The 11,591-nt window shown below is 74.2% G+C and carries 11 protein-coding genes; 2 read left to right on the forward strand and 9 right to left on the reverse strand.

Annotated features, from left to right (window positions below):
- Window positions 1-65 precede the first annotated feature (65 nt).
- The 9 genes from alc to uraD are packed head-to-tail and all read right to left on the reverse strand — an operon-like array spanning window position 66 to window position 9,057.
- A complete protein-coding gene (gene alc, locus AB0K37_RS22105) occupies window positions 66-1,064 on the reverse strand; it encodes an allantoicase (protein WP_363983967.1) in 999 nt (332 codons plus the stop codon).
- Window positions 1,061-2,359, reverse strand: coding sequence for an allantoinase AllB (allB, locus tag AB0K37_RS22110; RefSeq protein WP_363983969.1), 1,299 nt, complete (start codon window positions 2,357-2,359; stop codon window positions 1,061-1,063). The genes alc and allB overlap by 4 nt, the downstream gene beginning before the upstream one ends.
- Window positions 2,356-4,665, reverse strand: coding sequence for a xanthine dehydrogenase subunit D (gene pucD / locus AB0K37_RS22115; RefSeq protein WP_363983971.1), 2,310 nt, complete (start codon window positions 4,663-4,665; stop codon window positions 2,356-2,358). The genes allB and pucD overlap by 4 nt, the downstream gene beginning before the upstream one ends.
- On the reverse strand, window positions 4,666-6,027 hold the full coding sequence (locus AB0K37_RS22120; protein WP_363983972.1) for an 8-oxoguanine deaminase: 1,362 nt from the start codon (window positions 6,025-6,027) through the stop codon (window positions 4,666-4,668).
- A complete protein-coding gene (locus AB0K37_RS22125; RefSeq protein WP_363983974.1) occupies window positions 6,024-6,509 on the reverse strand; it encodes a (2Fe-2S)-binding protein in 486 nt (161 codons plus the stop codon). The genes AB0K37_RS22120 and AB0K37_RS22125 overlap by 4 nt, the downstream gene beginning before the upstream one ends.
- Window positions 6,509-7,387: an FAD binding domain-containing protein gene (locus AB0K37_RS22130; RefSeq protein ID WP_363983976.1), complete on the reverse strand. Its 879-nt coding sequence runs from the start codon at window positions 7,385-7,387 to the stop codon at window positions 6,509-6,511. The genes AB0K37_RS22125 and AB0K37_RS22130 overlap by 1 nt, the downstream gene beginning before the upstream one ends.
- A gap of 25 nt (window positions 7,388-7,412) precedes the next feature.
- A complete protein-coding gene (gene pucL, locus AB0K37_RS22135; RefSeq protein WP_363983978.1) occupies window positions 7,413-8,273 on the reverse strand; it encodes a factor-independent urate hydroxylase in 861 nt (286 codons plus the stop codon).
- Complete coding sequence (uraH, locus tag AB0K37_RS22140) at window positions 8,273-8,587, reverse strand: hydroxyisourate hydrolase (protein WP_363983980.1); 315 nt, start codon at window positions 8,585-8,587, stop codon at window positions 8,273-8,275. The genes pucL and uraH overlap by 1 nt, the downstream gene beginning before the upstream one ends.
- Window positions 8,584-9,057: a 2-oxo-4-hydroxy-4-carboxy-5-ureidoimidazoline decarboxylase gene (gene uraD, locus AB0K37_RS22145; protein WP_363983982.1), complete on the reverse strand. Its 474-nt coding sequence runs from the start codon at window positions 9,055-9,057 to the stop codon at window positions 8,584-8,586. The genes uraH and uraD overlap by 4 nt, the downstream gene beginning before the upstream one ends.
- A 95-nt stretch (window positions 9,058-9,152) precedes the next feature.
- On the opposite strand from uraD, the gene AB0K37_RS22150 reads away from it, so the two are divergent.
- Window positions 9,153-10,595 carry a PucR family transcriptional regulator ligand-binding domain-containing protein gene (locus AB0K37_RS22150; protein WP_363983984.1) on the forward strand — a complete coding sequence of 481 codons (1,443 nt, stop codon included), beginning with the start codon at window positions 9,153-9,155 and terminating at the stop codon, window positions 10,593-10,595.
- Window positions 10,596-10,710: 115 nt separating this feature from the next.
- Window positions 10,711-11,591 (forward strand): serine/threonine-protein kinase (locus AB0K37_RS22155; RefSeq protein WP_363983986.1); only part of this gene is annotated, 881 nt, incomplete at its 3' end.

The raw sequence follows: 11,591 nt of genomic DNA on the forward strand, positions 1-11,591 counted from the left end.
TTGACCGCCACTGTTAGATACCATGACTATCCAATGACTTCGAGTGTGGCGTGCATCACAGTCCGCTATTTGTGGGTGTGGGTGTTCCAGTGGGTTATTAGGGCTTGTTCGGCTTTGGGGGTTAGGGGGCCCCAGAGGCGTAGGCGGGCTATGCCGCCGTCCGGGTAGATGTCCAGGCGGACCTTTGCCACCTCCGGGGTCTTCAGGCGGTAGCGGTGGCGGGTGTCGGGTTGCAGGCGGGTGCGCGGGAGGATGACGGCGTGGTCGCCTTCGGTGGTGGTGGCCGTTAGCCGGGCTTCGGCGGGGGCGTTGAATTTGAGGTTCGTGGTGTCGATTTCGGCCAGTTCGATAGTGCCGGGGGCGGCCAGGGCTATCTCGGCCCAGTCGTTGCCGTCGTCGCGGCGGCGGGCGGTTTCCCAGCCTTCGGCCTGGGTGCGGGCCGGGCCGGGGAACAGCATGTTGTCGGGGGACGAGTAGAAGCGGTCGGAGCAGTCGAGGACGCGGGCGCCGTTCTCCAGGGCGGCCAGGTCCACCGTCAGTCCCGTCAGGTGCGCCGGGTTCGGGACGACCCTGCCGTGGACGCGGAGGCGCGCGATGCCGCCGTCTGGGAACATGTTGAGGCGGACGTGTGTGAAGACGCGTTCTGGATCGGCCGTCGCGAGGGTGTGGGTGGTGTCGCCCTTGAGGGGGGTCTTCGGGACGATCTCCAGCCAGTCGGCGGCTTCGAGTTCGGCGGGCGCGGGGTAGCCGTCCGCGAAGCAGGCCTCCACTGAGGCGTGCGGGGGGTAGTTGCCCTTGAACCAGGCCGTGTCGATGACGATGCCGTGGATCTGGCCCGGGAGGCCCAGGCGGATCAGGGCCCAGTCGTGGCCGGGGGTGCGGCGGCGGGCGGTCTCCCAGCCGTCGTAGAGCTGGCCCTTCGGGCCGAAGGTCTCCGGGTGGAAGGCCGGTTTCCACGGGTTGAGCAGATTCTCCTTCTCGGCGAAGGACTCGTCGCTGGCGGCGATGACCGACCCGCCGAGCGTGCGGACGGCCAGGTCCGGCAGGACGGTGAAGTCGGTCATCGTCCCTCCGCACGGGTGAGCAGGCGCCCGGTGGGGAGGTCGCCGACGGGTGCTCCGCGCAGCCAGGTGGCCTGGACGACTCCCGTCAGCGTTCTGCCCTCGTAGGGGGTGACCGGGTGGCGGTGGTGGAGGGACGCGGGGTCGACGGTGAAGGTCTCGTCCGGGGCGAAGGCGACGAGGTCGGCGTCGTTTCCGACGGCGATGGCGCCCTTGCGGGGGACGGCGGCGAGGGCGGCGGGGGCCTCGGACATCCAGCGGACGACCGCGGCCAGGTCGTGGCCGCGGGCGCGGGCCGCCGTCCAGACGGCGGGGAGCCCGAGTTGCAGGGACGAGACACCGCCCCACGCGGTGGCGAAGTCGCCGCGTTTCAGGTCGGGCGTGCAGGGCGAATGGTCGCTGACGACGCAGGAGATCACTCCGGAGGCGAGCCCCTGCCAGAGCCGGTCGCGGTTGGCGGCGTCGCGGATGGGCGGGCAGCACTTGAACGCGGCGGTACCGGCGTCGCCGTCGCAGAGGGTGAGGTAGTGCGGGCAGGTCTCGGCGGTCACCGGCAGGCCGCCGGCCTGGGCTTCGGCGAGGACGTCCAGGCAGTCGGCCGCCGAGAGGTGCAGGATGTGGGCGCGCACCCCGGTCTCCTCCGCCAGCCGGACGACCTGCTCGACGGCCCGGCGTTCGGCGGAGGGCGGGCGGGAGGCGAGGAAGGCCGGGTAGTCGCCGCCGGTCGGCGGGGACAGCGAGGCCGGGTCCTCGGCGTGCACGATGGCCAGGCCTCCGAAGGCGGCGATCTCGCGGAACGCCGCCCTCATCTCGTCGGGCGCCAGGGGCGGGAACTCCGGGACGCCCGAGTCGGAGGTGAAGCACTTGAATCCGAAGACGCCGAGGTCGTGGAGAGGGCGGAGCGAGGGAGCGTTGCCGGGGACCGCGCCGCCCCAGAAGCCGACGTCCACGGCGCAGGCGCCTTCGGCGGCGGCGCGTTTGGCCGCGAGCGCGGCCGGGTCGACGGTCGGGGGCAGCGAGTTGAGCGGCATGTCGATGAGCGTGGTGACGCCGCCCGCCGCCGCGGCGCGGGTCGCGGTGGCGAAGCCCTCCCATTCGGTGCGGCCCGGCTCGTTGACGTGGACGTGGGTGTCGACGAGCCCGGGGAGCAGCGCGACGTCGCCCAGGTCCACCGAGGCGGCGGTGCCGTAGGGCGAGATCGCGGTGATGCGGCCGGCGCGGACCGAGACGGCCGCGGGTCGCTCCCCTTCCGGCAGGACGGTCCGGCGGGAACGGATGACGAGGTCGTCCCGGGTCATGGGCCGGCCGCGATGTGCTCCGGGCGGACGGGGACGCGCGTCAGCGCCCGGCCCGTCGCGTCCCTGATCGCGGCGACGACGGCGGGCGTGGACGACAGTGTGGGCGGCTCCCCGGCGCCGCGCAGCCCATAGGGGGCCTCGGGGTCGGGGTGCTCCAGGATGTCCAGCCGCATCGGCGGCATGTCGAGGATGGTGGGGATCAGGTAGTCGGTGAAGGACGGGTTGCGGACCAGGCCGCCGCTCACCACGATCTCCTCCATCAGCGCCAGGCCGAGGCCCTGCGCGGTGCCGCCGTGGATCTGCCCTTCCAGCGCCGTCCGGTTGAGGATCCTGCCGACGTCCTGGACGGCGGCCAGCTCGACGACCTTGACGAGGCCGAGGTCGACGTCCACGTCGACGACGGCGCGGTGCACGCAGAGGGCGAGCTGGGTGTGGCTGCGGCCCTGCCCGGTGACCGGGTCAAGGGGCGTGGTGGGGCGGTGGTGGAACTCGCGGGTCCGCTCGATGGCGGTCTCGCCGAGGACGTCCTCGATCGTGCCGAGCACGCCCTCGGCCCGCGAGATGATCTTCCCGCCGGCGACGGTCAGGTCGGTGCGGCCGAAGCGGCGCTCGGCGAGCGCGAGGAGTTCGGCGCGGACCGCCTCGCAGGCCGCCCTGACCGCCCCGCCGGTCATGTACGACTGGCGGGACGCGCTGGAGGACCCGGCGTCGCCGACCCGGTTGTCGGCCGGGGCGATCGTGACCTTCTGGACGCCGAGTTCGGTCCGCGCGATCTGCGCCTTGACCGTGACGAGGCCCTGCCCGACCTCGGCGGCGGCGGTGTGGACGAGGGCGGTGGCCTCCCCGCCGATGACCTCCAGCCGGACGCGGGCCGTGGACAGGTCGTCGAAGCCCTCGGAGAAGCAGATGTTCTTGAGCCCGACGCCGTAGCCGACACCCCGCACGACGCCCTCGCCATGGGTCGTCTGGGAGACGCCGCCCGGCAGGTCGCGCAGGTCGGAGCGGTCCGGGTCGGGAGGCATCGGCATGGCCTCCAGCCGGGTCAGCATCTCCGCGAGCGGCGCGGGCGACTCGATGACCTGCCCGGTCGCGAGCCGGGAGCCCTGCGAGACGGCGTTGCGGCGGCGGATCTCGACCGGGTCGAGTCCGCAGGCGGCGCCGAGCTTGTCCATCATCGACTCGTAGGCGAAGCACGCCTGGACGGCGCCGAACCCGCGCATCGCGCCGCACGGCGGATTGTTGGTGTAGACGCCGTACCCGTCGATGCGGATGTTGGGGATCTCGTAGGGGCCGACTCCCAGCGAGGCGGCGTTCCCGACGACGTTCATCGTGGACGAGGTGTACGCGCCGCCGTCCAGGACGATCTCGACGTCGGCGTAGAGGAGCCGTCCGTCCCGCGTGGCGCCGTACTCGTACCGCATCTGCGCGGGATGCCGGTGGACGTGCCCGAAGAACGACTCGTACCGGTTGTACGACATCTTCACGGGCCGGCCGGTGCGCAGCGCCAGCATCGCCGCGTGGATCTGCATCGACAGGTCCTCGCGGCCGCCGAACGCGCCGCCGACGCCGGCGAGCGTCATGTGGATCTGGTCCTCGCGGAGCGCGAGGCAGGGCGCGATCTGCTTGAGGTCGTTGTGGATCCACTGCGTCGAGACGTGCAGGTCGACGCCGCCGTCCTCGGTCGGGATCGCCAGCCCCGCCTCGGGTCCGAGGAACGCCTGGTCCTGGATGCCGACCTCGTACTCGCCGGACACCACGACCGCCGCCGCGGCCCTGGCGGCGTCCACGTCCCCGACCCGGACCGGCTGGTGGCGGGTGATGCCGCCGCGGTCCTGGACCTTCAGGCCCTCCGGGTCGGCGATCACCGCGCGGGGGTCGGTGACCGGCTCCAGCACCTCGTAGCCGACGGCGATGCGGTCCATCGCGCGCCGCGCCGTCTCGGGGTGGTCGGCGGCGACGAGCGCGACCGGCTCGCCCTGGTGCCGGACCTGGTCGATGGCGAGGACGGGCTGGTCGTCGGTGTGGTCGATGCCGAACACCTTGCGGCCGGGCACGTCCTCGTGGGTGAGGACGGCGCGGACGCCGGGCAGCGCGAGGGCGGGGCCGACGTCGAGCGACCGGATCCGCGCCCGGGGGTGCGGGCTGCGGAGCGTGGCGCCCCACAGCATGCCCTCCAGCCACAGGTCGGAGGCGTAGGCGAACTCGCCGGTGACCTTGAGGGTGCCGTCGGGGCGCAGCGGGCTCTCGCCGACTCCACCGGTCTCCGGGGTGGCGGCGTGGGCCGGGCTCCTGGTCGGGGACGTCATTCAGAGCACCTCCTCCGCGAGGCGCATCAGGCGGCGCTGGGCGTCCGCGCCGCGCCTCGCGGCCTCGTCCTGCGGGACGGTGACGAGCGTGTCGCCGTCCACGACCGTGCGCCCGCCGACGAGCAGGTGCTGCAGCGGCGGCGTCGGGCCGAACGCCAGCGCGACGACCGGGTCGTCGACCGCCGCGCGGAAGCCGTCGACGCGCCAGAGCGCGATGTCGGCGAGCATGCCGGGTGCGAGGGAGCCGATCTCGTCGTCGCGGCCGAGGCAGCGGGCGCCGCCGAGGGTCGCCATCTCCAGGGCCTGCCGGGCGTCCAGCGCGGCCGGCCCGTACCGGGCGCGCTGCATGTAGATCGCCTGCCGCAGCTCCCCGGCCAGCGGGACGAGTTCGGCCGACGCCGCCCCGTCCACGCCGAGCCCGACCGCCGCGCCCGCCTCCAGCAGGTGCGACACGCGGGCGATCCCGGCGCCGAGGCGGGCGTTGGAGCTCGGGCAGTGCGCGGTGCCGGTGCGGGTCTCGGCGAGCCGTTTGACGTCGGTGTCGTGCAGGTGGACGCAGTGCGCGAGCCACACGTCGGGGCCCAGCCAGTCGATCGAGTCCATGTACTCGGCCGGCGTCATGTCGAACTGCTCGCGCGTGTGCTCCTCCTCGTCGAGCGTCTCGGCGAGGTGGGTGTGCAGGCGCACGCCCTTGTCGCGCGCCAGCCGGGCCGACTCGACGAGCAGGTCCCGCGTGACGGAGAACGGCGAGCAGGGCGCGACGGCGACGCGCAGCAGGGAGCCGGGCGAGGGGTCGTGGTACCGGTCGATCGCGGCCTCGGTCTCGGCGAGGATCGTGTCGAGGTCCTCGACGACCTCGTCCGGGGGCAGGCCGCCCTGCGACTCGCCCCGGTCCATCGACCCCCGGCACGGATGGAACCGGACGCCGATCTCCCGGGCGGCCTCGATCTCGGCCGCGAACAGGTCGCCGCGCCCCTTGGGGAACAGGTAGTGGTGGTCGGTGGACGTCGTGCACCCCGACTTGGCGAGCCATCCGAGCCCGGCGGTGGCGGCGCCCGCGACGACCTCGGCGTCCATCTTCGACCACGGCTTGTAGAGGGTCGTCAGCCACTCGAACAGGGTGCCGCCGACGGCCATGCCCTGGCTGGCCCACTGGTAGAGGTGGTGGTGGGAGTTGACCAGGCCGGGAGTGGCGAGGCATCCCGTGCCGTCGATCCGTTCGGCCCCGTCCGTGCCCGCCTCCGGGGCGGGGCCGGGCCCGACGGACGTGATCCGGTCGCCCTCGACCACGATGTGGCCGCCCGGGTGCTCGTCCCCGGACACGGTGGCGACGTGGGCGTTCTCGATCACGAGGCGCCTCATCGGGCGACCGCCTTCCGCTCGGCCGCCAGGCGCACCGCGTCGAGGATCTTCTCGTATCCGGTGCAGCGGCACAGGTTCCCGGCGAGCGCCTCGCGGATCTCCGCGTCGGACGGCGCCGGGTTCCGCTCGATCAGGTCGTGCGTCTGGACGATCAGGCCGGGCGTGCAGAACCCGCACTGGACTGCGCCGGCCTCGACGAACGCCTCCTGGACGGGGTCGAGCCGCTCCTCTCCCGGCGGCCCCTGCGCCAGTCCCTCCACGGTGACGACCTCGCGGCCCTCGGCCTGGCCCGCCGCGACCAGGCAGGCGCAGACCGGCACGCCGTCCAGGTAGACGGTGCAGGAGCCGCATTCGCCCTGCTCGCAGGCGTTCTTGGAGCCGGGCAGGCCCATCCGCTCGCGGAGCATGTAGAGCAGGCTCTCGCCTTCCCACACCTCGTCCACGGCCTCCTCGGACCCGTTGACGGTCAGGTTCACGCGCATCACGAGGCCGCCTTTCCCACGGTCGCCTTGCGGTGGTCGTCCCAGGCCCAGGTGAGCGTGCGGCGCGCCAGCACCGCCAGGGCGTGCCTGCGGTACCCGCCCGTCCCGCGGACGTCGTCGATCGGCGACGCCGCGTCCCGGACCAGTTCGCCGAAGCGCCGCGCGGCGGCCTCGGCCAGCGGGCGGCGCCCGTCCCAGTCCAGCTCGCCGGAGATGAACGCCTCGGCCTCGGTCGCGCGGCGCGGGGTCGGGGCGGCCGAACCGAGGCCGGTGCCGACGCGGCGCTCGCCCGAGTGCAGCGCGACCGCGAACGAGCAGACCGCGATCACCATCGCGTTCCGGGTGCCGATCTTGGAGAAGTACTGCGGGCCGGACGCGGGCGCCGTCCAGAACGCGCGGATCAGCTCGTCCGGAGCGAGCGCGTTGCGCTTCACACCGGTGAAGAACTCCGCGACCGGGATCATCCGGACGCCGCGCTCGGCCGACTCGGCCTCCACCACCGCGTCCCCGGCCAGCAGCGGCGGATGGCCGTCCCCGGCGGGCGACGCGGCGCCGAGGTTGCCGCCGACCGTGCCGCGGTTGCGGATCTGCGGCGAGCCGACCGTGCGGGCCGCCTGGGCGAGGCCGGGCAGCCGCCCGCCCAGCTCGCCGATCAGCCGCGCGTAGGGGACGCCGGCGCCGACGCGGAGCCGGCCGTCCACCGTGTCCCACTCGGCGAGGGCGCGGATCCGGGTCAGGTCGAGCAGCGCGTCGGGCCGCCGGGCGTCGAAGTTGATCTCGACCATGACGTCGGTGCCGCCCTGGACGGGCAGGGCCCCGGGCCGCGCGGCCCTGGCGGCGAGCGCGTCCTCCCAGGTCAGCGGTCGTAGAAAGTCCATGTCTCAGTATTCCTCCATGGCGGCCTCAGTCGAAGGCCGCCGGGGCGGCGGGCGCGTCGTCGGTGAGCACCGTCCCCTCGATGAGCCCGTACGGGCGGTCCGCCGCGAAATAGACCTCGTTGTCGTTGTCCATGCCGAACGGTTCGAGATCGACCAGGAAGTGGTGCCTGTTGGGCAGCGACAGCCTGACCTCGCAGACCTCCGGCCGTTCGGCCAGGACGCGGCGCCCCATCTGGTAGAGCGTCTGCTGGAGCGACAGGCTGTGCGTCTCGGCGAACGCGTGCAGCAGGCCGTCGCGGGCGGCGGCGTAGGACTCGTCCCAGGCCCCGGCCGTGCCCCGGTGCCGCCACCGGGCCGTCACCGCCGTGGCGAGGATCCGGTCGTCGGTCGGTTCGAGCGTCGTGTACTCGTCCCGGGCGAAGCCGTGGAACTCGCTGCCGGTGGAGTTGAGGACGACCAGGTCGGTGAGGCCCGACACGACCGACTCCCCCTCGGCGCCGCAGTGCACCAGCGCCGTGCGCACCTCGCCGCCGTCCCGGACGAACGAGTGGCCGCCCGTGACGCGCCGCCAGCCGTACTCGCGGATCTCCACCCGGGCATGGGCGACCGCCGGCTGGGAGGCCGTGAAGTGCCGCGCGAGCAGGAGGCCGAAGTCCTCGATCGCGCCGATGCCGTGCCTCCTCGCGAACGCGAACACGGTGTTCTTCTGGGTGTCGGTCGGCAGCACGGCCGCGTTGTCGCCGGTCAGGTGGACCTCGTCCATGGCGCCGGAGAGGGCCACGCTGACGGTCAGGTCCTTGAGCCGGTGGACGCCGCCGTCCCGCGTCACGCGCACGACGCGCGTCTCCGCCTTGCCGTAGCGGTTGGGCCCGAGAACGATCGCCACTAGCTCCCCCGGTACGTCGAGTACGCGAACGGGCTGATCAGGAGCGGGACGTGGTAGTGCCGGCCCGGGTCGCCGATGGTGAACGCGACCGTGACCTCGGGGTAGAAGTCCGACAGCCCCTCGGTGGCGAACGTCAGCCGGTGCACCCCCTCGCCGGGCTCGGCGCCCCACTCCCGGACGCGGCCGTCGGCGTCGGTGCGGGCCTCGGCGAGCGTCGTCCAGCCGCCGCCCGCGTCGCGGCGGTCCAGCCGGACGGCCACGCCCGCGGCGGGCGCCCCCTTCGCCGCGTCCAGAACGTGCGTCGAAAGGCTCACGCGTCCTCCTCCATCAGCCTGGCCAGCCGCAGGTCGACGATCTCCGCCAGTTCCCGGCGGACGGCGTCGCGCTCGGCGGCGGGGTCGTTGCCGAGCCGTTCCCGCAGCGCGGCGAGCATCTCCAGCGCGGAGCGCCCGGACGCGCGGATCAGGAACACGTGGCCGAAACGCTCCTCGTAGGCCCGGTTCCCCGCGACGAGGGCGTCCTGAACATCGGCCGCCGCGGCCGTCGCCGCGGCCTGCTCCCCCCGCGACCAGCGGGCCTCCAGCGCGGCGCCGCCGACCCGGTCCCCGATGCGCGGATGCGCCGCGAGCGCCTCCTCGACGTCCGACCAGTCCAGGCCGTCCAGCGCCCGCCTCGACGCGGCGCGCAGCGCGGCGAGATCGGGGTAGGCCCGCCCGCCGACCGCGGCGATCCACCGGCGGGACGCGCAGCACGCCGCCAGATCCTCGGTGCTCGGTTCGACCACGCTTGCAGTACACAAGTTCGCCCGGGGCCCGGTCGAGAGACAGGACGTCCGAACCGAGGCGCCGGTCGCGGGCGGTCTTTTGTAGCTTTCTCCATATGAAGCTGCGCTCCCTGCTCGCCATGCCCGGCCTGCGGCTGGAGGTCGTCACCGGGGAGGACGAGCTGGACCGGCCGATCCGCTGGGTCGTCACCACCGACCTGATCGACCCGGGCCGCTACCTGCGCGGCCGCGAGCTCGTGCTCACCGGCCTCGTCTGGCGGACGGACCCGGCCGACTCGGAGGCGTTCGTCGCGGCCCTCGCCGGGGCGGGCGTGTCCGGCCTGGCCGCGTGGGACCTCACGCTCGGCGCCATCCCGGACGACCTCGTGGCGGCGTGCCGCCGGCACCGGATGCCGCTGTTCAAGGTCCCGGAGGACGTGGCGTTCGCGACCGTGACCGAGGAGGTCGTGCGGCACCTGTCCGGCGCCCGCGCCGCCGACCTCACCGCCCTCCTGGACCGGCACCGCCGCCTGGTCGAGGGGACCGGGCTCGGCGCCGTGCTCGACCTGGTCGGCCACTGCCACGTCCTCTCCCCGACCGGGCGCGTCGTCGCGGGCCCGCCGCCGGCCGACGCCGCCGCCCTGGCCGCCGCGTTCCTCGGCGCGCCCCGGCTGCCGCACCACGTTCCAGAGCAGGACATGTCGGTCTTCGCCGTGTCCCCCGCCGAGACGCCCCGGGCCGCCGACTGGTTCGTGGCGCTGGAGGGCGACGTCGCCGGCTGGCCGCCCGAACGCCACACGATGGCCGGAGAACTCGCGGCCATCGTCGCCCTCGAACGGGCCCGGCTGCGCGCCGACGACCGCGCGTCCCAGGACATCGTCACCGCCGCCTTCTCCGGGGACGGCCTCCCGGAGCCGGAGAACCTCGCCTCACCGGTCGTGGCCGTCGCCGCGTCCGCGCAGGGCCCGCTGCGTCCGGGCGAGCTGCGCACCGTCCTCTCCGAGGCCGTGCCGGGCCCGCGGCCGGTGGTCGGGCTGCTGGACGGGGAGGCCGTCGCGCTGGTTCCGTCCGCCGGGGAGGACGTCGCGGCGGCCGTCCAGGACGCTCTCGGCTTCCTCGCCCCCGGCCTGGCGGGCACCCGCGTGGCCGTCGGGGTGAGCGGCGCCGCCGGGCCCTCCGGCCTGCGCGGCGCCATCGAGGAGGCGCGGCACGCCCGCCGCCTCGCCGCGACCCGCCCCTCCCCCGTGTGCGTGGTCCGGCACGAGGAGCTCGCGACCCACGTGCTGCTGCTCGCCAGCGTGCCGGACGACGTCCGCCGGATGTTCCGGGAGCGCCTCCTGGACCCGCTGCACTCCTACGACGAGGTCCACGGCGCCGACCTCGTCCGGACGCTGGAGACGTTCCTGCGCAACTCCGGGTCCTGGACGCGCTGCGCCGAGGAGCTCCATCTCCACGTCAACTCGGTCCGCTACCGCGTCCAGCGCATCCAGGACCTGACCGGCCGGGACCTGTCCCGGATGGAGGACCGCGTCGACTTCTTCCTCGCCCTCCTCGTCTGACCGGAGACCGAGGGCTCCGCGCCGGACCTCTCCACGGAACACTCATGTTCATGTAATGCTGTGCGCGGAGGGCGGACCCCTCCGTCACGACCGGCGCGAGAAGGCGAGGAACGGCGTGGAGCCCTTGGCCGCGAACGACCCCCGGCAGGTCGGCCCCTTCCGGATCCTGGGACGGCTGGGGCGGGGAACGGTGGGAGAGGTCTTCCTGGGCCGCTCCCCCGGCGGCCGGCCGGTCGCCGTCAAGGTCGTGCTTCCCGGACCGGCGGGCGACGAGACGTTCCGCCGCCGCTTCCGCGCGGAGGTGGACGCCGCCCGCCGCGTGCAGGGCCTGCACACGGCGCCCGTGGTGGACGCCGGCCTCGACGCCGCCCGGCCCTGGCTGGCCACCGCCTACGTGCCGGGCCCGTCCCTGGAGGAGGCGGTGTCCGCGCACGGCCCGCTGCCCGCCGCGACGGTCGTCGCCCTCTGCGCCGGCCTCGCCGAGGGGCTCTCGGCGGTGCACCGCGCCGGGCTGGTGCACGGCGACGTCAAGCCGGGCAACGTCCTGCTGGCGTCCGGCGGGCCGCACATCGTCGACTTCGGCATCGCCCGGGCGTTCGAGGACGCCGGCACCTTCACGTCCGTGCGGATCGGCGATCCCGGCTTCAGCGCGCCGGAGCAGATCCGCGGCGACGAGCCCGGCCCCGCCGCCGACGTGTTCTCCCTGGGCTGCGTCCTCGCCTACGCGGCCACCGGCCGCCACCCGTTCGGAGGGGGGACGGCCGCGGAGGTCGTCCACCGCATGGCGCACGGCGAACCCGACCTCGCGGGCGTCCCCGAGCCGCTCGCCGGCACGATCCGGGCATGCCTGGCCAAAGACCCCGCCCGTCGGCCGGCGCCGGCGGGGCTCCTCCGGCCGGCGCGACCACCTCCCCCGGGTGCGGCACACCCTCTGCCAGTTCCAGGAGTACATCGAGAAGGCCTACGAGGTCCGGCTCACGATCATCGGCGACGCCT

This window comes from Actinomadura sp. NPDC049753 (assembly GCF_040674655.1).
In the GTDB taxonomy this organism is placed as follows: Bacteria; Actinomycetota; Actinomycetes; order Streptosporangiales; family Streptosporangiaceae; genus Spirillospora; species Spirillospora verrucosospora.

What these genes read in the sequence shown, in the direction of transcription:
- AB0K37_RS22130 (WP_363983976.1), bottom strand. Translation starts at nt 7,387, where the DNA reads ATGGACTTTCTACGACCGCTGACCTGGGAGGACGCGCTCGCCGCCAGG.
- allB (WP_363983969.1), bottom strand. Translation starts at nt 2,359, where the DNA reads ATGACCCGGGACGACCTCGTCATCCGTTCCCGCCGGACCGTCCTGCCG.
- AB0K37_RS22120 (WP_363983972.1), bottom strand. Translation starts at nt 6,027, where the DNA reads ATGAGGCGCCTCGTGATCGAGAACGCCCACGTCGCCACCGTGTCCGGG.
- AB0K37_RS22125 (WP_363983974.1), bottom strand. Translation starts at nt 6,509, where the DNA reads ATGCGCGTGAACCTGACCGTCAACGGGTCCGAGGAGGCCGTGGACGAG.
- pucD (WP_363983971.1), bottom strand. Translation starts at nt 4,665, where the DNA reads ATGACGTCCCCGACCAGGAGCCCGGCCCACGCCGCCACCCCGGAGACC.
- alc (WP_363983967.1), bottom strand. Translation starts at nt 1,064, where the DNA reads ATGACCGACTTCACCGTCCTGCCGGACCTGGCCGTCCGCACGCTCGGC.
- AB0K37_RS22150 (WP_363983984.1), top strand. Translation starts at nt 9,153, where the DNA reads ATGAAGCTGCGCTCCCTGCTCGCCATGCCCGGCCTGCGGCTGGAGGTC.